Raw genomic sequence first — 20715 nt, 5'->3', positions numbered from 1 at the left:
CATTTTGATGTATAATTAAGGGGTAATATAAACTATCTAATAATATGAAAGTATGGGGTGATAGTAATGAAAAAATTAACAATAATTTATTTGAGCAATGGTGGAAACGTTGAAGTTTTAGCTAATCACATTGCTAAAGGTGCAAAAGATGCAGGGGCTGAGGTTCTAGTTAAATTAGCTAGTGAAGCTACAGTTGAAGATGTAACTAGAGCAGATGCAGTTGCGTTTGGAAGTCCATCAATGGATAATAATAGAATTGATCAACTAGAGATGCAACCTTTTATTGATAAGTTTAAATTAATCCCAATTAATAATAAAGTCACAGCTTTATTTGGATCTTATGGATGGGATAATGGAGAATTTATGAACAAATGGGTAAGTCTAATGAAAGAATATGAATTTAATGTTATACAAAGCTTAACTGTTAATGAAGCTCCTACTAATGAACAATTAGTTAAAGCAGAAGAAATGGGTAGAATGTTAGCTAAGTAACTTTTTATTACAGAAATATGTAATAATGAGGTAGTTTGCAAATTATGTAGATTATAAAAGCCTATCATGGCTAGCTAATGCTTAGGAGTGTTAGCTAGTTTTGCACAAAACCTGTTAGAAAGTTATTATTTTAGGTGTAGAGTTATTTTTAATACAATACGCTTATTTGTAATTCTGATAAAATTATTTAAGAAAGAAGGCCTATTAAATGAGAAAAATGAAAACTATGGACGGGAATACAGCAGCAGCACACGTTGCCTATGCATATACTGATGTGGCAGCAATTTACCCAATAACACCATCTTCAACAATGGCAGAGTATTGTGATGAATTAGCAGCTAAAGGAACAAAGAATGTATTTGGTCAAAAAGTTAAAATGATGGAAATGCAATCAGAAGCGGGAGCTGCAGGAGCAGTTCATGGTTCACTTCAAACAGGAGCATTAACTTCAACTTTTACTTGCTCTCAAGGATTATTATTAATGATCCCAAATATGTATAAAATAGCAGGAGAACTTTTACCTGGAGTATTCCATGTAGCTGCTAGAGCATTAACTACTCACGCACTTAATATTTTTGGAGATCATCAAGACGTAATGGCTACAAGACAAACTGGATTTGCTTTACTTGCATCTAATAGTGTACAAGAAGTAATGGATCTTTCACCAGTTGCTCATTTAACAGCTATCGAAGGGAAAATTCCTTTTGTGAACTTCTTTGATGGATTTAGAACTTCTCATGAAATACAAAAAATTGAGGCATGGGATTATGAAACTCTAGGAAGTTTGTTAAACAAAGAATCACTAGAAGCATTTAGAAATAGTGCAATGAATCCAGAACATCCTGTAACTCGTGGAACAGCACAAAATCCAGACGTTTATTTCCAAGGAAGAGAAGCTTCAAACACATTCTATGATGTTCTTCCAGAAAAAGTTGAAACATGTATGGGAAAAATAAATTCATTAATCGGAACTGACTACCATTTATTTAATTACTATGGTGCACCTGATGCAGATAGAATAATAATAGCAATGGGATCAGTTTGTGAAACAATTGAAGAAACTATAGATTATTTAAATGCAAAAGGAGAAAAGGTTGGAGTGCTTAAAGTACATCTTTTCAGACCATTCTCATTAGATCATTTCTTTAAATACATACCTAAAACAGTTAAGAAAATATCAGTACTTGATAGAACAAAAGAGCCAGGATCAATTGGAGAACCATTATTCCAAGATGTTAGAAGTGCTTATTTTGATAAAGAAAACAGACCAGTTATAGTTGGTGGAAGATATGGACTCGGTTCAAAAGATACTACTCCAGCTCAAATTGTTGCTGTATATGATGCTTTAAAAGCGGAGTCTCCAGTAAATAACTTTACTATAGGAATAGTTGATGATGTTACTAACAAATCACTTACAATTGGAGAAGCTATAACAACAACACCTGAAGGAACTAAAGAATGTAAATTCTGGGGCCTTGGATCAGATGGTACTGTCGGAGCTAACAAAAGTGCAATAAAAATCATAGGAAACCATACAGATATGTTTGCTCAAGCGTACTTTGCATATGATTCTAAAAAATCAGGTGGAGTAACAATTTCTCACTTAAGATTTGGTAAGAAAGCTATAAAATCAACATATTTAATTAGTTCTGCAAACTATGTTGCTTGTGGTAATCAAGCTTATGTAACTAAATATGATGTTTTAAAAGGAATTAAAGATGGTGGAACATTCCTATTAAATTGCATATGGAATATGGAAGATTTAGAAATACATTTACCAGCTTCAATGAAGAGATATATTGCTAATCACAATATCAACTTCAATACTATTGATGCAGTTGGAATAGCTGGAGAGATAGGTCTTGGCGGAAGAGTTAACATGATAATGCAATCTGCTTTCTTTGAACTTGCAGACATTATCCCTGTAGAAGATGCAGTTAAGTATCTTAAAGCAGCTGTTATTACATCTTACGGTAAAAAAGGCGAAAAAGTTATTAACATGAATAATGCAGCAATTGATAAAGGTGTTCAATCAGTTGTTAAAATTAATGTTCCAGAGAGCTGGAAAACTGTTAAAGATAATAATGAAACAGAAGAAGCTAGACCAGATTTCGTTAAAAATATTGCTGATGTAATGAACAGACAAGAAGGAGACTCTTTACCAGTTAGTGCATTTGTTGGGATAGAAGATGGAACACTAATGCCAGGAACAGCTGCATTTGAGAAGAGAGGAATTGCTGTTAATGTACCAGAATGGCAAGTAGATAAATGTATACAATGTAATCAATGTGCGTATGTATGTCCACATGCTGTAATAAGACCTTTCTTAACAAATGATGAAGAACTTAAAAATGCTCCAAAGACTTATGAAAGTAAAAAAGGTGTAGGTAAGGGTTTTGAAGGTCTACATTTTTCAATAGGTATAAGTAATGAAGATTGTAGCGGCTGTGGTAACTGTGCAGAAGTATGCCCTGCAAAAGAAAAAGCTTTAATCATGAAGCCATATGCGTCTCAAGTAGATAAAATGCCAAATTGGAAATTCAATATAAATTTACCTAAGAAAGAAAATCCAATGGGAACATCAAATGTTAAGGGAAGCCAATTTGAGCAACCATTAATGGAATTCAGCGGAGCTTGTGCTGGATGTGGAGAAACACCATATGCTAAACTTATTACTCAATTATTTGGAGATAGAATGCTCATTGCGAACGCTACAGGATGTTCTTCAATTTGGGGAGGAAGTTCACCAGCTTCACCATACACAGTTAATAAATGTGGTAAGGGACCAGCTTGGGCTAACTCATTATTTGAAGATAATGCTGAATTTGGATTTGGAATGTTCCTTGGAACTAGCCAATTAAGAAATAAAGTTGAAATGTCAGCTAAAGAAGCATTAACAATGAAAACAAGTGATGAATTAAAATCAGTTCTTAATGAATGGATTGAAAATAAGGAAGATGCTGAGGGTTCAAAAGCTGCAACATCTAAAATGCTACCATTATTAAACGCTGAAAAAGACAATAATGAAGCATTAAAAGAAATATTCAGTAAGAGAGATCATTTAGTTAAAAAATCTCAATGGATATTTGGTGGAGATGGCTGGGCTTATGATATAGGATTTGGTGGAGTTGATCATGTATTAGCATCTGGTGAAGATGTAAATATATTTGTATTTGATACAGAAGTATATTCAAATACAGGAGGTCAATCATCAAAATCTACTCCAACTGCTGCTGTTGCGAAGTTTGCAGCAACTGGTAAGAGAACTAAGAAAAAAGATTTAGGTATGATGGCAATGACTTACGGATACGTTTATGTTGCTCAAATAGCTATGGGTGCTGATAAAGCTCAAACACTAAAAGCTATAAAAGAAGCAGAAGCTTATAAAGGACCATCACTTATAATTGCTTATGCTCCATGTATCAATCACGGTCTTAAGGTTGGAATGGGTTGTACACAACTTGAAACTAAGAGAGCTGTTGAATCTGGATACTGGGCTATGTATAGATTTAATCCAACTTTAAAAGAAGCAGGAAAGAATCCATTTATATTAGACTCTAAAGAACCAACTACTTCATTTAGAGAATACTTAATGGGTGAAGTAAGATATTCTTCACTAGCAAAAACATTCCCAGAAGTAGCAGAAGAATTATTTGTTAAAACAGAAAATGATGCTAAGGAAAGATTAGCAGGATACAAAAAACTTGCTAGTGAAAAATAGTATTTAAAATTATAAAGTAAAAGGAAGATGGATTAAATTTCATCTTCCTTTTACTTTTAAATAAAATAATAAAAAGAATTCAAAAAACCCTTTTATTATTTTATCATTTAGGGTAGAATTAAACTATACTCAAAGTAGGAGGTACTACATTATGAATGAAGATAAAAAAACATCATGCGGATGCGGATGCGGTGATCACGAACAGGACCAAGAAAATAAAGGTTGTGGATGCGGTGGTCATGAACATGACGAGAATGAAGGCTGTGGATGCGGTGGTCACGAACATGACGAGAATGAAGGTTGTGGATGTGGTTGTGGCGAGGGCGAAGCTTTAACAGTAGATTTAGAAGATGAAAATGGGAACATAGTTCCTTGTGAAATAGTAGATGGATTTACTTATAAAGATAATGAATTTGCGCTAGTTCAAAATCCTGAGGATGATTCAATATATCTTTTCAAAGTAATTGGAGATGAAGAAACAGGTGAGTTAGTTATCCCTGAAGATGAAGAATTCGCAGAAGTAACTGCATATTATGAAGAATTGATTAAAAGCGAAAAGTAATTCTTAAAAAGAGTCGTTGCAAATGCATCGGCTCTTTTTAAGTTTTTTTAAAAGAATTAATAGCGATCTTATGGTAATAATGTTAATATTGTTGCTTTAAAAGTAATATTGCGGCGGCCCAGGAGAGGATTAAAGGAGGATAAATAATGAAAGAAAAATTAGCTATTTTTGATGTGGATTACACTTTAACAAAACGCGAGACTTTAGTAGAATTCTATTTTTTTATGATAAAAAAGAACCCTAAATTCATAAGATATCTGCCTAAAAGTATATTTTCATCTATATTTTACGTTTTTAAGATATATGATGCTTCAAAAGCTAAAAAAACCTTTATAAGATTTATTGATGGCATAGAAGAAAATGAAATGAAAAAGATAGTCAAAGAATTTTATGAAACACGTTTAAGCAAAATATTATATAAAGATGCTATAGATACCATAAAAAAAATGAAGATACAGGGATACAAAATTTATTTAATTTCTGCATCTGCTGAATTCTATTTAAATGAATTCTATAATATAAAGGAAGTGGATAAAGTAATAGGGACGAGGTTCGTTAAGGAGAATGGCTTACATAGAAATAAAATTTCAGGAGAAAATTGCAAAGGGGAAGAAAAAGTAAAGAGACTAAAAGAAATCTTGAAGATAGAAAATATCGAAATTGATTTTGAAAACTCCTATATGTTTTCTGATTCTCTATCAGATTTACCTCTTTTTAATTTAGTGGGACATCCTTATTTAATAAACTTCAAAAAAACACAGGATAAGATTGAAATTTTAAAATGGAAGTAGTAGGATATTTATAGAGGTTACTTTAAATTAGTATTACTCGTGATGGGTTGATATTAATTATTATAAGATACAATTAGTTAATCTATCTTTCAAAAAAACAAGGAGGGGTTTATATGGATAAGTGTATAAATGCATATTTTTTATTCGGAGGGGAAATTAAAAAATGTGAGGAATTTGAAAATTACCATAGAAGTAAAGGGAAATCATTATATGAAGTTATAAGGATAAGTGACGGAATCCCCATTTTTCTTATGGAACACTTAGATCGTCTTTACGATTCCGCAAAAATTATGAAATACAATTTAACTATTACTAGGGATGAAATTATAAATGAAATTCTTAAACTAATATATAAGAATAAAGCTCAGGTTGGAAATATAAAATTAGTTATAAATTATAGCCCAAGCGACGAGAAATGCAATAATAAAAATGACTTTAATGAAAAGGTTTTATTATATTTTTTGCCACATTCTTACCCTTCAAAAGAGCAGTACGTGGAAGGCGTAAAAACTATTACTTATCATGGAGAGCGAAGTAACCCAAATGCTAAAGTTATTAATAGTGTTTTTAGAGACAAAGTAAATGAGCAAATAAATAGTAAAGACGTATATGAAGCAATTTTAGTGGATGATGAGGGATTTATTACGGAGGGCAGTAAATCTAATATTTTTATGGTCGAAGGCTCAACAGTCGTAACATCAAAGGTTGCAAATGTATTACCTGGCATTACAAGACAATTTGTTATAAAAACCTGCGAAAAGTTAAATATCGTGTTTGAAGAAAAAAACATCCATGAAAGGGACCTTGAATCATTGACGGGTTTGTTTATTTCCGGAACCTCTCCAAATGTACTTCCAATAAAAAATGTGGATGAATTTTCTTTTGATTCATCAAAAAATCAAATAATAAATTCAATAATGAAGAAATTTGATGATGAATTAACAGAAGATAAACAGAAATTTGTAAAGTTTATTCACAATAGAACGACTTAGGCTATTGCCGAGATACAACAATTAAGATTTTAGGAACAGTTAACGGGAGGCGTTTTAACGGATATAAGTGTACTATCAATGGTAATGAGTCAATCAAGGGTACAACAGTCTGCTGGGATAGTAGTGATTTCTAAAAAATAAATCCATCTATTTATATTTTTTGATCATTTTAATATAATACTTTTAACATAATTGCTACATTGATAATACTATATGATGTAGCCATTTATTTATATAAAAATCAAAAATAAAATATGAAGGTGGAGATTATATGTATTTAGATAGCGTAAACACCTCAATTTCTTCAAAAATAGAATATCTACATTCTAATCATAAAGAAATTTCTCACTCTAATTTGAAAGATATGTTTGAAAAAGGAATAGCTCAGCATGGGTTAAGCAATCAGCATGATGAATTTTTAGATCTTACTGCCAGACTTTTAATAAAAACCCACAAGGATAAAACGATTTTACATACTATAGTAGACATGATTTTTTTTAGAAATAGAGAAGGTCTTTTTACTCATGATCTAATTTGGGCTTTCTTCCAAGCAAGAGAGCCCTGTAGCTTAATGTTAATTGCAAATTATTTAGATTCAGATGACGTAAACGATGTTAAATTGGCACGCAAACTTCTAGACTTTGTACCTTCCATAGATATGAATGTGGGAGAAGGTAGTAAACAACATAAAGCTTTTTTTTACTGGCTTAAAGAGAATTATCCGTTTTTATATTTTACTGGGGAAAGTTTTCAAAGAACCAGTAAACCAATACCCTATATCGTAGTTTTAGATGCAAAATATCTGTGCAGACGGGTATCACTTTATACTAAAAAACCACTCATACCATACACTGCAAAAGAAAAGAACTTATTAGGTTATTTTAACAACTTAGATGAAAACAACAAGCTATTGTTATCGAGATTCTCACTTAGAATTCATCATGAAAGCATATATTTATGGAAATCATGGATTAACCATTCCATAAATAAACAAGTACGCATTGCAAAAGCTAGCTTAAGAGATTAGTAATCTATAATTATTGTTCTTAATATAAGGAATATAGGGAGGTTAGTAAATGATAATAATTTCCAACAATACTTATAAATCTGATACTTTTATAAATGAATATAAACCAAATAATATTGAGAAAGATATCATTAGAAAGATGGGTTTAAGTAAAGAAAAGTATGAATATGATTCATTAGATCAATTACAGTTCGAGTTAAAATTACGAAATAATATTGTTATTGCTGCTAAAAAACTCAATGAAGGTGATATGTCCTTTAAAACCTTTCGTAAATCAATGTGTAATCTTGATTATTGGGATCGTACTGATGAAGGGGGGTTTATATTAAAAAAGGGAATAACTCCCAGTGCAGCCATTGAGGATATTTCTATAAATAGTTCAAAATATGGTACTGAATGTGCCACTGCAATAATCATTATTTATTATCAAGCATTGCTTAATATATTTTCTGAGAAACTTTTCAATGAATTGTTTCCAGAAATACAATTAATGAATTGGCATTATATGGATAAAATGCTTGAGAGTGCAGGTTATTTAGAGAAGCAAAGTGATTATTTCCCAGGGGATAGAAGATACTTTAATAACCCCGATGTAGATCCAGTAAGGCCTGAATGGCAAGGAGAAAATGTTATAGACCTAGGTAATGGGATTTATTTTGGACATGGTATAGGCATAGGAACTGCTAATGAAATAATTAGTGATTTAAATGAACTTAGAATAGAGGGTGCAAAAATATCATCTTATTTATTAGATTCAGCTGCGCGACTAGATTTTAAAGCTTTAGCCGCTATAAAATAGCTATTGATGTCCATTAGATTTGGGGGTTATTCCTCAAATATTGAGATCTTTAGAGCATAAAACTGATGTTATATCAGTTGATCAGGAAAATTTGAAGCGTGAACTTGCAGAAACTAAAGGTGAAGTTAAGAGTATGAGAAAAGACAATTTTAGTGTGGATTCACATGGTGTTGTAACTCAAAGAGAGCTTTAACTTAGATCTACTACTTTAAAAACTGCTGAGCAAATCCGGCAAATGGCTAATAACCTTCGGGTCAAATAAATTTATTTTTGTATAAGATGTACTTCTAATAGTATGTCTTATTTTTGCTTGCCAGAAATAATTAAAAAATGGTTTTAATTAAAGCAAACCCTTCATATATTATTAGTAAGTACATAATAATATAATCGATAGTGGTAACTAACTTATGAAAAAAACAGGGTTTAAAATAGATAAACAAAAATAGTGTTAACACTATCATATAATCATAGGAGGGATGAAAATGGGAATGGGATATACAATTGGATGTTTAATTAGTATATTGCTATGGAGAGTAGATAGGCAAGGGTTGTTTGGTTTTATTAATGTAAAGTTGAAGGAAAAAATTAAGAGTATATATATGCTGCAGTTTTTATATTTATGTGGAGTAATAGCTATATATAGTGGGATTACTTTTCTGGCAGGCGTTACTTTTATAAAAAGCAATCAAGTATTTAATGCTATAACAGCGTTTATGGTAATAGATATAAGTAATACAGAGCGGAAAAGTTTAAATAATACTGAAAGAAAGCATTTTTACGACACAATATCTACTATATCTAGATCACTTATATGCGGATTTATTGCGCCTTTATTTTATATTCTAATACTAGGAAATGGCGCAGCTATTGTATTTACTTTACTCTATATTATAAGCCTTGACAAGGAATTGAACATACTAGGTATATTGCTGACATGTGCTACGATAATCCCAGCAATAATCGCAGAAATATTTTTATATATAATTTATGTTTTTAGAAACCAAAAAGTAAAGATAGATTTTAAAGGAGATTACGCTAATAATATTTGGAATAAACCTATTCTAAATGTTGATATTTTAGCCGCGTATATAGAATCTGTTAATTTTTATTTTCATTATAATGGTAATGACATGCACTATCTGAAAAGTTATGGTGGTTATAGTGACAAGGTTGATGATGCATGCATTAAGGATTATTTAAGTATAAGTTATTCTATATGTTTTATAGTTTTTACTGTATTCTTAGTTCTACAATTTTTATAGGGGAATTTTTAGAATTATAATATATATAAATAAAAACAAAGCATATATTATAAATAATATATGCTTTGTTTTTATTTGTTTATTTTACTTAGGGCAGCTGTAATAGGGGGTATAACTTGTTTTTTTCTTGAAACTATACCAGGAATATATACACCGCTATCAGTTAGAGTAACATCAAAGGCTTTTGAAATAATGTCCTTATGTTCCCCTGTAGCTATTAATACTGAACCGCCATTTAATATATCAGTTAGCATTAGTAAAATCAAGTCATAGCCACCTTCTTTGGCTTTTTTATTCATTAAATCTATCATGCTATCTTTCAGTGGGTCAAAGCCTTCAATATACATTGTACCAACTTGTGATACTCCTATTTTAAAAGTATTAAGGGTAAAGGTCTTAAAGTCTTGGTAAAAAATTTCTTGAGCGGTTTTACCCTCAAGTGATGTACCGGCTTTAAACATTTTTTTTGCAAACTCTTCCACATTTAAATTAGCAATTTGAGCTAATTTATTTAAAATAAGTTCATCGACTAGTGTAGAGGTGGGAGATTTTAGTAGTAATGTATCAGAAATTATTGCTGCACATAGAAGACCAGCAGTGCTTTTTGAAGGCCTAATCCCATTATCAAAGAATATGGATGCTACGATTGTTGAAGTGCTACCTACAGGTTCATTTCTAAAATATATAGGCATGCCAGTTTGCACATCTGCAATTCTATGATGATCAATTATTTCTAGTATTTCAGCATCTTCTATTCCTAATACAGATTGGGCTTTTTCATTATGGTCTACAAGTATGATTTTTTTTCTGTTTTCTGATATTAAATGGTATCTAGATATACTTCCAATGACTTTATTATTTTCATCAGTAACAGGATAACTTCTGTATCTAGTCTCAATCATAATATGCTTTATTTCATCAATAAAATCTTCTGTATTAAAGCTTACAATATTTTTTTTGCTCATAACATAATCGATGGGGATACTTTGAGTTATTAGTCTAGAAGCTGTAAAAGTATCAAAAGGGGTTACTATTATTGTACAGTTATTAGTTTTTGCAAGTTCAATAACTTCATCTGTTGGAGAATGGTTTCCTGTAATTATTAAAAGCGAAGCATTACAATTAATTATTAAGAGCTGGGTATCTTCTCTATCTCCACATATGGCAACATCATCAGCCTCAATTACAGATTTTGTGCTTTCTGGATGCATAGCAGCTACAATAATTTTTCCAGTTATTTCAAATGCATCTTTTGGTTTGCACAGGCATTTAGCTGATAGAGTATCTAAAATATTATCAAGAGTTGTATTGCTTTTGGCAAGAATAGTATTGTCCCAAACATCTAAATAGCTTGCAGCAAGATTCGAAACTGATGCCACACCAGCTAATTGATCATGTTCGTCGATAACAGGTAGAGTTTTAGTGCCATTTTTTTTCATAATGGACCAGGCCATTTTAAGAGAAATATCTGGTGAAATTGGAGCTACAACGTCTATATCTAAATCAGAAATTTGCGTTTTAACCGTAGTTATAAGCTCAGGCTGATCTACATTAAAGTAGTTAAGAATAAATTCCGTTTCGCTATTAACTTCACCGAGTCTTATAGGAATTGCAGGTATTTTCCCCATTTTATTTTTAAACTCTGCATAAGCAATAGCAGAGCAAATAGAATCAGTATCTGGATTTCTATGGCCAGTAATATAAATAATGTTTTTCACGTATGGGCCTCCTTGTATTGTTCTTGAGAATATAACAATTATTAGTTGTTATACTCATTGTCATTTTTAATTAGCAATCGTTGCTAATATTATTTTATAATCAAACTCTTATATTGTAAAGAAAAAACCAATGTTAATTAAATAATACACTATATTCTGTTCATATGTAAGTGAATAAATACATATATTAGTATGAATAGAAAATATAGTGACTTATGGGAGCGGCATTGGTTAGCAAATGTTATCTATCTTAGACAAGTATAAGGAGGGTAAGAAAGTGATTAACGAACAAGTGCCAAATAATAATACAAAGGATGATAATAAGCCAAGAGGATCTGTACGTGATAGTAAGAAATTATCAATGGGTCTTACCATAGAGGAGGCTGAAGGTAGATTAAAAAAATATGGATTTAACAAATTAGAAAATAAAAAAAAGATATCCGCGCTTAAAATATTCTTTTCACAATTCAATGATTTTATTACTTGGATATTAATTGTAGCAACAGTACTTTCAGGACTTATGGGAGAAAAAGCGGATGCAATAACTATATTTATTATAGTTATAATGAATGGAATACTAGGGTTTATTCAAGAGTTTCGAACTGAGAAATCACTGGAGGCACTAAGTAAGCTAGCAGCGCCAACGGCTAAAGTGATTAGAAATGGTGGAGTATTGGTAATAAATGCAATATATTTAGTGCCAGGTGATTTAGTGATTTTAGAAAGTGGAGATAGAGTTCCGGCTGATTGCATTTTGACTGAGGAAAATAATGTAATGCTAGATGAATCTTTACTTACTGGAGAATCTGCTGGAGTAAACAAAAGCGCCAGTTCTAAGGATAATAACATTTATATGGGAACAATACTTCTTACAGGAAAAGCTAAAGCAAAAGTTATAACAACAGGTATGAATACAGAAATGGGGAAAATAGCAGATATGCTTCATAGTATTGAAGAGGAGAAGTCTCCACTTAAAGAGAGACTAGCATATCTTGGGAAAATATTAGTTATGCTTTGTATAATAATTTGCGTAGTTGTAACTTTTATGGGCATCTCGCGTGGACAAGATAAATATGCAATGTTCTTATTGGGAGTAAGCCTTGCAGTAGCTGCAATACCAGAGGGGTTAACTGCTATAGTTACGGTTGCCTTAGCACTAGGTGTATCTAGAATGCTTAAAAGGAAAGCTTTAGTTAGAAAATTACCAGCAGTTGAAACTTTAGGTTGTACTTCTGTAATATGTACAGATAAAACGGGAACTCTAACTGAAAATAATATGACGGTAAAATCATTGTATTTTGATGGACAGGTTTACGATGTTGATAAAGGTGAAATTCCATTGAATTTAGTTATGAAAAAAGCATTTACATACTGCAATGATTGTAATTACGATTTTAACGCAAAAAAATTTGAAAAATGCTTGTTTGGTGATCCTACAGAAACTGCTTTAATTAAAGCTTTTTTTGAAAATTCTAAGGAATTACAGGGATTTTTGAATAAATCAAGACGTTTATATGAAATACCATTTAACTCAACAAGGAAAATTATGTCTGTCATTGTTAAAGAAAATGATAAAGAAATTTGCTATGTAAAGGGTGCTCCAGAAAGGGTTATAGAAAAATGCAATTATATATTGCTAGACGGATTGGTGCAGCCGATGCTTCCGAATTATAAGAATCATCTAATAAGGGCTGTAGAGTCAATGTCCTATAAGGCATTAAGGTGCATTGCTTGTGCCTATAAGGTGTCTGGTATCATGAAAAATGATAATTTGGAAACTAATTTAATCTTTATCGGCGTAGCAGGTATAATTGATCCCCCAAGAAAAGAAGTAAAAGATGCAGTTATAAAGTGCAAGATTGCAGGTATAAAGCCTGTAATGATAACAGGGGACCACAAAAATACAGCTTATGCTATCGGAAAAGATTTAGATATATGTAAATATTCGGAGGAGGTTATAACTGGAGATGAGCTAGATAAATTAAGTGATAAGGAACTAGATAAGAATATTGATAATTTAAAAATATTCGCAAGGGTAAGTCCAAAACACAAGCTAAGAATTGTAAAAGCTTTTAAACATAAAAATTATATTGTGGCCATGACTGGAGATGGTGTAAATGATGCCCCAGCTATAAAAGAAGCAGATATTGGGATAGCTATGGGAATATCTGGAACGGATGTAACTAAAGAGGCGGCCTCTATGATTCTTTTAGATGATAATTTTGCAACTATTGTTGCAGCAGTTGAAGAGGGACGTGTAATATATGACAATATAAGGAAATTTATCAGGTACTTACTATCCTGTAATTTAGGGGAAGTGCTTACCATGTTTTTGGCTTCGTTATTCTACTTAGAAAATCCTCTACTTCCAATACAAATTTTATTTGTAAATTTAGTCACAGATGGACTTCCCGCTATTGCTTTGGGCGTGGATCCAGCTGATAGTGATATTATGTTTGAAAAACCTAGAGGAAAGAATGAAAGTGTATTTTCAAGAGGGCTTACAGAAAAAATTGTCATTCGCGGGTGCCTAATTGGTGTTTGTACAATAATGGCGTTTATCGGTGGTAAATATTATGGTATGAATATTAAGGCATGTAGAACATTGGCTCTTGGAACATTAGTTTTATCTCAACTCATACATGTGTTTGAATGCAGATCAGAAAAACAATCTTTATTTGAAATTAATCCCTTTACAAATTTGTACCTAATTGGGGCTGTAGGTATATCCATAATTATGCTGATTAGCATAGTGTATATTCCATTCTTACAGAATGTATTTCATACCATCCCACTTAATTTAGGGCAATGGTTAATTATTTTATTTTTCTCGGGTATTATTTCCTTTATAAATAGTTTGTACTTGTATTTAATGCATAAGCATTAAGTGCCACTTGGCAGTGATATATCACAGTGAGGTATTGATGCGATTTCAAATAATGAAAGCTATATGACATAGTCATATAGCTTTCATTATTTAAAACGTCTGTCAGATCTTATTCTTTGAACTTTTGGAGCATTCCCCTGCATTGGAACCAGGTCCTTTTTGGTAGTCATATTTCTAATGTTTGCAATTTGAATCTGCTCGCTGTGTTCTTTACCTTTTTTACCCTTCATTCCTTGAATTATAACAGAATGACCTTGAAGCACAGATATAAAGTTAACTTTTTTGAACCAACGGTGCTTTTTGAATATGCACTTAGAAATAGATTTACTTCCTTCGGCCTTTACTAAGATGGTTACAGTTAATTTATAAAATATTCTTAGATAATTTTTTTCTGCTACTTTGACTGATAGAACTCGACCTTGTGCTTGAGTAAGTCTATCGCCATATCTCTTTAAATAAGCCTGTGTATAACTATTAGTAATTTTGTCTTTAAATCCCATCAGTATTACTCCTTCACAACAAAAATTATAAAAAATATAAAAAGTCAATAAGCTTATTATATCGTATGTTGTAATTTAACTCAAGTATTAAAAAAATGGCTACTATTAATATTTATTATTAAAATTCTATAAGAAAAAAAATATATACGCATAAATTTAGAAAATATTATTATTTCTTAATGATAATATTTGTTCCTAAATTGGTGATTTGAGAATATTAATATAATAAAGAATTGAAAGGAGGAGGAATATGAATAGAGAATTAACTCCAAAAGATATTATATATGAATTTGACATTGAAGATATGAGTACAAAAGAAGAATTATATACTATGCCTCAATATTATGATGTAATAGAAAATATTAAAACTGCCATGAGTATAGATAAAGAGGGTTTTAATATTTATTTAATAGATGACTTTTCAAAAGAAACCATTAAAGAGATTATGAAATATGTAAATAAAAGTTTCGAAAATAAGAGCAAACCAAAAGACATTTGTTATGTACTATATGAAGATGAAAAATCTCCTAAACCTATTTTTGTAAGTAATGGAGGGGCTAATAAGCTAAAAGAGACATTTGAAGAAATGCAGAATGAATATTTAGGGTGCACATTTCAGTTTTATAACAATTCTGCAAATAAGGAAATTGAAGACATTCAGGAAAATATTCAAAAGAAAAGAAATAAATTAATTGGTAAGCTAATAGATACAGCAAAAGAGAAAGGTTTTGATATAAAATCCACTAATAGCGGATTCACATTCATTCCTTTAAGTGATGAAAAGGAAATGTCTGAGAATGAATATGAAACATTGGATAAAGGGGAAAAAGATAATATTTTATACACGGCAACTATGTTAAAAGAGAATGCTCGCGAAACATTAGAGGAACTAAAAGATTCTGAAGGAGAAGACTTAGAGAAAATAAAACAACTAATGGAAGTGTACTATAAAAATGAAATGAATGATTTAAAAGAAGAATATAAAAATTTGTTTATGGAAGATGAATCTGTACAAAATTATTTTGATATAGTATGCAATGATATTGAAAAAAGACTTATAGATAATTATTCTTTAAGTTATGATGATGACGAGGAAAAGATAAATGAAATTATATACAAATATGCTATAAATATAATGGTAGATAATAGTGAAAATCAAATTCGTCCAGTAATATTTGAACAAGATCCTAATTTGACAAACTTACTTGGAAATATAGAGTATGAAAATCACAAAGGGGTTTATTCTACAGGTATAGAATTTATAAAAAGCGGTAGTATACTAAAAGCAAATGAAGGGTGTTTGATAATTAGAGCAAATGATTTACTAAAGGATGCTGCGGCTTATCATAATTTGAAAAAAACATTATTAACAGAGGAGGTAGATTCGGCTTATAACAGAAACTCTTATGAGATTGGATCTTTAAATGCATTTAACCCAGAACCTATACCAGTTAAGGAAAAGATAATTCTTATTGGAAACTATGAGACTTATGATTTGCTTTATAACTATGATGAAGACTTTAGAAAAATTTTCACTATAAAAGCAGAATGTAATCCGGTGCAGAATATAGACAATTATTTAAAGAAATCTCTTGTATTTGAGATAAATAAAACTTGTTGCGAAAACAATTATAAGTTTCTTACAAAAGGAGCTATAAGAGAAGTAGCAAAGATTTTATCACGGAAAGCACAGAGTAGAGAAAAGATATACTATGACAAATATGAAATAAATAAGCTACTAATCTTAGCTAACAATAAGGTTATAGGAGAAAATAAAAAAGAGATTAGTGAAGGAGATATAATTGAGGTAGGCTATAAAAAAGACATCATGGAAAAGGAAATTTTAAATAATTATACTGAAAAAAAGATGCTTATTGATGTTATAAATAGTAGAATTGGACAAGTGAATGGATTATCGGTAATGGATACAGGATATTTTAGTTTTGGTAAGCCAATAAAGATTACCTGTTGCTGCTATAAGGGAGAAGGTAATATTATAGATGTCCAAAAGGAGAGCAATCTAAGTGGAAGTATCCATAGTAAATCTATTAATATTTTAAAGGGATATATAAGTACTATTAATGGCGGATTTACTAAATTACCGGTAGATTTTCACCTAAGCTTTGAACAAATCTATGGAAAAATAGATGGTGATAGTGCATCGGTTGCAGAAATAATGTGTATGCTCTCAGCGCTAAGTAAGATACCTATAAAACAGAGCATTGCAATCACTGGTTCGGTAAATCAATTTGGTGAGGTCCAACCTATAGGAGGAGTAAACGATAAAATAGAAGGTTTCTTTGCAGCATGCAAAGCAATTGACTCAATAAAGGATAAAGGTGTAATGATACCTTTGTCAAATGCAGTAGACTTGGTTTTAAATGAAGAAGTTGAAAGCGAAATTAAAAATGGAAACTTTCATATATATACGATGACATCTATAGAGGATGCAATTGGAGTGCTAATGGGAAATCCTGATATTAGCTTTGATGCTGTAATGATAGCTATTAACAAAGAATTAAAAAAATATAGCAAAAAATGATGAACAGCTCCGCGGGAGATGAAGCTTCCTAGGTTATTATTTAATAATAGATATTAAATAAGCAGGACTAAATTGTCCTGCTTGCTTTGCTACACGTTAAATCTAAAGTTAACTACATCGCCATCTTGCATAATATACTCTTTTCCTTCAAGTCTATACAGTCCTTTTTCTTTAGCAGCAGCTTCAGAGCCACATTCAACTAATTTATCAAAGGAAACTATTTCTGCTCTTATAAAACCTCTTTCTATATCCGAATGGATTTTCCCAGCGGCAGCAGGGGCTTTAGTTCCAATGTTTATAGTCCATGCTCTTATTTCTTGAGGTCCTGCAGTTAAAAAGCTCATTAAACCGAGTAGTTTATAACTTGAGTGGATAAGTTTATCAAGGCCCGTCTCAGTAAGACCATATTCCTTTAGAAGTTCCATTTTTTCATCATCATCCAAAGTGGATAATTCTTCTTCAAGTCTGGCGCAAACTACAATTACTTCTGAATTCTCATTCGCAGCAAATTCTTTAACTTTTTTTACCATATCATTTTCTGTGTTACCAGACATTAAATCATCTTCGCTTATATTTGCAGCATATAATACTGGTTTTGCAGTAATTAAGAAAAGAATACTTACAAAAGCGGCTTCTTCTTCGTTAAACTCTAATGTTCTTACTGGAAGATTTGCTTCAAGGTGTTCCTTTATTCTTTCCATAAGAGCATATTCCATTTTTGCTGTTTTGTCACCAGAACGAACAAGTTTTACTGACTTTTCCATTCTTCTTTCTAATACATCAAGATCAGAAAAAATAAGTTCTAAATTAATAGTATCTATATCACGTGTAGGATCGATATCGCCGTCTACATGTATGATGTTGTCATCATTAAAACATCTTACCACATGAACAATAGACTCTACTTCTCGGATGTGAGATAAAAATTTATTACCTAAACCTTCTCCTTTGCTTGCTCCTTTTACAAGGCCTGCTATATCATAAAATTCAATTGCAGTACGAATTATTTTTTTACTATTATAAATAGTTTGTAGTACATCCAATCTTTTGTCAGGTACACTTACAACACCTATATTTGGTTCTATAGTACAAAATGGGTAATTAGCAGATTCTGCACCTGCCTTTGTTATTGCATTAAACAGTGTGCTTTTTCCTACATTTGGTAAACCTACAATTCCTAGCTTCATATATATGTACATTCCTTTCTTGCATTTAATATTATTAATTTCTTATAAATTATACCCTACATCGTAATGCATTTCAAGAAAGTAAATTAGCACAATTGTTTAATTTGATATGCGTAGCCTGATAATTATGTATTTTAAGTTAATAAATTCAAATAAAATCATAAAAAAGTTTAATTGTTTTTAAAAAATAAAAATAAAACAATAAAACAAGAAGGAATTTTCATTTTTCTATAGAATTATACTTGTTAGTGGTTTAAAATGGTTTAAAGTGGTTCGAAGTGGAGTAAGTTCATAAGGTAGGGGATAAAATGTTTATTGGTGAATATCAACATGCCATTGATAGTAAAAACAGAATGATTATTCCCACCAAATTTCGAGAGGGATTAGGCAGTGAATTTATATTGACTAAGGGCCTAGATGGATGCTTATACATATATACAACGCTTGAGTGGAATATAATGGAGGAAAAATTAAAGAAACTTCCATTGACGAGTAAAGATGCCAGGGCATTTGTACGGTTTTTCTTCTCAGGTGCTAATGAAATAACAGTAGATAAGCAAGGCAGAGCTTTAATACCACAGAATTTATGCGAATATGCAGGCCTTCAAAAGGAAATAGTAAGCATAGGAGTATCAACTAGAATAGAAATATGGTCTAAGGATAAATGGGATAAATATAATGAATCAGATATTAATTTTGATGAAATAGCAGAAAAAATGAATGAATTAGGCATATAAAAGGAGATTAAAAATGGAATTTAAACATGTATCAGTTTTATTAAATGAGTGTATTGATGCGCTAGATATTAAAGAGGATGGAATTTATGTTGATTGTACATTAGGAGGTGCAGGGCACTCCTTAGAAATCTTAAAAAGACTGTCACCTAAAGGACGGTTAATTGGAATTGACCAAGATGAAGATGCATTAAAAGCTGCAAAGGAAAAAATCAAAGAATATAACAATGTTACATATGTACATGATAATTTTTATAACATTGGAGCAATACTTGACAAACTTAAAATAGAAAAAGTAGATGGGATTTTTATGGATTTAGGGGTGTCGTCATATCAATTAGATAATGCGGAACGTGGGTTTAGCTACATGAGGGATGCGAATCTTGATATGAGAATGGATAGAAGCAAAGGTATAACAGCATATGATGTGGTAAATAACTACGAAGAGCCACAGATAGCAGAGGTTTTAAGAAATTATGGCGAAGAAAAATTTTCGAAAAGAATTGCTAATTTCATAGTAGATAGAAGAAAAGATAAACCAATCAATACTACTTTGGAACTAGTGAATGTTATAGATGCAGCGATTCCCGCAAAGTTTAAGAGAGATGGAGGCCATCCAGCTAAAAGAACATTCCAAGGAATAAGAATCGAAGTTAATGGGGAATTAAAAATATTAGATAAAGCAATTGAGGATGGAATAGCTAGACTACATCGCGGTGGGAGAATGGCGATAATTACATTCCAGTCACTTGAAGATAGAATTGTTAAAGTTAAATTTAAAAGTTTAGAAGATCCATGCAAATGTCCAAAAGAGTTACCTATGTGTGTGTGTGGTAAAACACCAATCGTGAAACTTATAAGTAGAAAACCTATAAGGGCAACAGAGACAGAGATAGAAATAAACTCAAGAAGTAGAAGTGCAAAACTAAGAGTGGCGCAAAAAAATTAGTTCTAAATTGTGGATGGGGTGAATAAAGTGATAATAGAAAAAAATAAGTTTATAATGGATGGAAATACAGTTTTAGCACCATATGAGCCATTAAAAAAACGAAAATATGAAGATTTAGAAAAATCACGAAAACAGACACAAAGCAGTAAAAATCTGAAGGAAATGAAAAAGAAAAAAAGAGTTCTTTTAAATATTAGTTTAGGGTTTGTTATTGGAATGATAACCATTGCTAGATATTGTATGATTTATAATTATCAAGATGCGACTTCTAAAGTTAAAGCTGAAATAGAAATGGTCAGTAAAGAAAATGACGCGTATGATGTAGAACTAATGAAGTTTAGAAATATAAGTTACGTTGAGAAAACAGCGACGACAAAACTTCATATGGTTAACCCAAAGGTTAGTGACATACAATACTTAAATTTGAGTAAAAACAATTTAGAAACAAAAGAAGAGTTAGAAGCGAAAACAAGTAACGACGTAATAGATAAAATTAAAAATATTATTTTTTAATTACTGTTTGCTTTGAAGAATTAGCAAGGAGGACATAAA

17 protein-coding genes are annotated in these 20715 nt (G+C 31.1%); 14 read left to right on the top strand and 3 right to left on the bottom strand.

Annotated elements, in window-relative coordinates:
- The first annotated feature begins 66 nt into the window (after positions 1-66).
- The 9 genes from ACWJKS_RS11820 (at position 67) to ACWJKS_RS11780 (ending at position 9646) form a co-directional block, all read left to right on the top strand.
- Positions 67-492, top strand: coding sequence for a flavodoxin (locus ACWJKS_RS11820; protein WP_216302462.1), 426 nt, complete (start codon positions 67-69; stop codon positions 490-492).
- A 208-nt stretch (positions 493-700) separates the two neighbouring features.
- Complete coding sequence (gene nifJ, locus ACWJKS_RS11815) at positions 701-4213, top strand: pyruvate:ferredoxin (flavodoxin) oxidoreductase (RefSeq protein WP_220285942.1); 3513 nt, start codon at positions 701-703, stop codon at positions 4211-4213.
- Positions 4214-4364: 151 nt separating this feature from the next.
- Positions 4365-4775, top strand: coding sequence for a DUF1292 domain-containing protein (locus tag ACWJKS_RS11810; protein WP_165412130.1), 411 nt, complete (start codon positions 4365-4367; stop codon positions 4773-4775).
- Between the two features lie 146 nt (positions 4776-4921).
- Positions 4922-5566: an HAD-IB family hydrolase gene (locus tag ACWJKS_RS11805; protein ID WP_216302464.1), complete on the top strand. Its 645-nt coding sequence runs from the start codon at positions 4922-4924 to the stop codon at positions 5564-5566.
- 113 nt (positions 5567-5679) lie between these two features.
- Positions 5680-6558 carry an aminotransferase class IV gene (locus ACWJKS_RS11800; RefSeq protein WP_216302465.1) on the top strand — a complete coding sequence of 293 codons (879 nt, stop codon included), beginning with the start codon at positions 5680-5682 and terminating at the stop codon, positions 6556-6558.
- A 271-nt stretch (positions 6559-6829) separates the two neighbouring features.
- Positions 6830-7585, top strand: a complete 756-nt coding sequence (locus ACWJKS_RS11795) for a hypothetical protein (RefSeq protein ID WP_462959626.1) — start codon at positions 6830-6832, stop codon at positions 7583-7585.
- A 49-nt stretch (positions 7586-7634) separates the two neighbouring features.
- Positions 7635-8384 carry a protein-glutamine gamma-glutamyltransferase gene (locus ACWJKS_RS11790; protein WP_220285941.1) on the top strand — a complete coding sequence of 250 codons (750 nt, stop codon included), beginning with the start codon at positions 7635-7637 and terminating at the stop codon, positions 8382-8384.
- Between the two features lie 40 nt (positions 8385-8424).
- Positions 8425-8577, top strand: a complete 153-nt coding sequence (locus ACWJKS_RS11785) for a hypothetical protein (protein ID WP_216302468.1) — start codon at positions 8425-8427, stop codon at positions 8575-8577.
- 289 nt (positions 8578-8866) lie between these two features.
- Positions 8867-9646, top strand: a complete 780-nt coding sequence (locus ACWJKS_RS11780; RefSeq protein WP_216302469.1) for a hypothetical protein — start codon at positions 8867-8869, stop codon at positions 9644-9646.
- Between the two features lie 71 nt (positions 9647-9717).
- Here the strand turns inward: ACWJKS_RS11780 and ACWJKS_RS11775 are convergent, their stop codons facing one another.
- Complete coding sequence (locus ACWJKS_RS11775) at positions 9718-11364, bottom strand: putative manganese-dependent inorganic diphosphatase (protein ID WP_462959625.1); 1647 nt, start codon at positions 11362-11364, stop codon at positions 9718-9720.
- Positions 11365-11725: 361 nt separating this feature from the next.
- Between ACWJKS_RS11775 and ACWJKS_RS11770 the strand changes: the two genes are divergently transcribed.
- Positions 11726-14251, top strand: a complete 2526-nt coding sequence (locus ACWJKS_RS11770; RefSeq protein ID WP_462953135.1) for a calcium-translocating P-type ATPase, PMCA-type — start codon at positions 11726-11728, stop codon at positions 14249-14251.
- An 86-nt stretch (positions 14252-14337) separates the two neighbouring features.
- Here ACWJKS_RS11770 and ACWJKS_RS11765 read toward each other — a convergent pair whose 3' ends face one another.
- On the bottom strand, positions 14338-14751 hold the full coding sequence (locus ACWJKS_RS11765; protein WP_216302471.1) for a hypothetical protein: 414 nt from the start codon (positions 14749-14751) through the stop codon (positions 14338-14340).
- 250 nt (positions 14752-15001) lie between these two features.
- Between ACWJKS_RS11765 and ACWJKS_RS11760 the strand changes: the two genes are divergently transcribed.
- Positions 15002-17293: an AAA family ATPase gene (locus ACWJKS_RS11760; RefSeq protein ID WP_220319485.1), complete on the top strand. Its 2292-nt coding sequence runs from the start codon at positions 15002-15004 to the stop codon at positions 17291-17293.
- An 89-nt stretch (positions 17294-17382) separates the two neighbouring features.
- On the opposite strand, the gene ychF is transcribed toward ACWJKS_RS11760, so the two are convergent.
- Complete coding sequence (gene ychF, locus ACWJKS_RS11755) at positions 17383-18480, bottom strand: redox-regulated ATPase YchF (RefSeq protein WP_220319486.1); 1098 nt, start codon at positions 18478-18480, stop codon at positions 17383-17385.
- A gap of 308 nt (positions 18481-18788) precedes the next feature.
- Here ychF and mraZ point away from each other — a divergent pair, with 308 nt between their 5' ends.
- The 3 genes from mraZ to ACWJKS_RS11740 are packed head-to-tail and all read left to right on the top strand — an operon-like array spanning position 18789 to position 20676.
- Positions 18789-19217, top strand: a complete 429-nt coding sequence (mraZ, locus tag ACWJKS_RS11750) for a division/cell wall cluster transcriptional repressor MraZ (RefSeq protein WP_165412119.1) — start codon at positions 18789-18791, stop codon at positions 19215-19217.
- Positions 19218-19230: 13 nt separating this feature from the next.
- Positions 19231-20163, top strand: coding sequence for a 16S rRNA (cytosine(1402)-N(4))-methyltransferase RsmH (gene rsmH / locus ACWJKS_RS11745; protein WP_165412118.1), 933 nt, complete (start codon positions 19231-19233; stop codon positions 20161-20163).
- A 27-nt stretch (positions 20164-20190) separates the two neighbouring features.
- Complete coding sequence (locus ACWJKS_RS11740) at positions 20191-20676, top strand: hypothetical protein (protein ID WP_216302473.1); 486 nt, start codon at positions 20191-20193, stop codon at positions 20674-20676.
- Positions 20677-20715: the final 39 nt, after the last annotated feature.

Source organism: Clostridium sp. CM038 (genome assembly GCF_055081105.1).
This window is presented reverse-complemented; position numbering and strand designations above follow the sequence as displayed.

Coding starts and splice junctions, on each gene's coding strand:
- ACWJKS_RS11820 (WP_216302462.1), top strand. CDS start 67: ATGAAAAAATTAACAATAATTTATTTGAGCAATGGTGGAAACGTTGAA.
- nifJ (WP_220285942.1), top strand. CDS start 701: ATGAGAAAAATGAAAACTATGGACGGGAATACAGCAGCAGCACACGTT.
- ACWJKS_RS11810 (WP_165412130.1), top strand. CDS start 4,365: ATGAATGAAGATAAAAAAACATCATGCGGATGCGGATGCGGTGATCAC.
- ACWJKS_RS11805 (WP_216302464.1), top strand. CDS start 4,922: ATGAAAGAAAAATTAGCTATTTTTGATGTGGATTACACTTTAACAAAA.
- ACWJKS_RS11800 (WP_216302465.1), top strand. CDS start 5,680: ATGGATAAGTGTATAAATGCATATTTTTTATTCGGAGGGGAAATTAAA.
- ACWJKS_RS11795 (WP_462959626.1), top strand. CDS start 6,830: ATGTATTTAGATAGCGTAAACACCTCAATTTCTTCAAAAATAGAATAT.
- ACWJKS_RS11790 (WP_220285941.1), top strand. CDS start 7,635: ATGATAATAATTTCCAACAATACTTATAAATCTGATACTTTTATAAAT.
- ACWJKS_RS11780 (WP_216302469.1), top strand. CDS start 8,867: ATGGGAATGGGATATACAATTGGATGTTTAATTAGTATATTGCTATGG.
- ACWJKS_RS11770 (WP_462953135.1), top strand. CDS start 11,726: ATGGGTCTTACCATAGAGGAGGCTGAAGGTAGATTAAAAAAATATGGA.
- ACWJKS_RS11765 (WP_216302471.1), bottom strand. CDS start 14,751: ATGGGATTTAAAGACAAAATTACTAATAGTTATACACAGGCTTATTTA.
- ACWJKS_RS11760 (WP_220319485.1), top strand. CDS start 15,002: ATGAATAGAGAATTAACTCCAAAAGATATTATATATGAATTTGACATT.
- ychF (WP_220319486.1), bottom strand. CDS start 18,480: ATGAAGCTAGGAATTGTAGGTTTACCAAATGTAGGAAAAAGCACACTG.
- mraZ (WP_165412119.1), top strand. CDS start 18,789: ATGTTTATTGGTGAATATCAACATGCCATTGATAGTAAAAACAGAATG.
- rsmH (WP_165412118.1), top strand. CDS start 19,231: ATGGAATTTAAACATGTATCAGTTTTATTAAATGAGTGTATTGATGCG.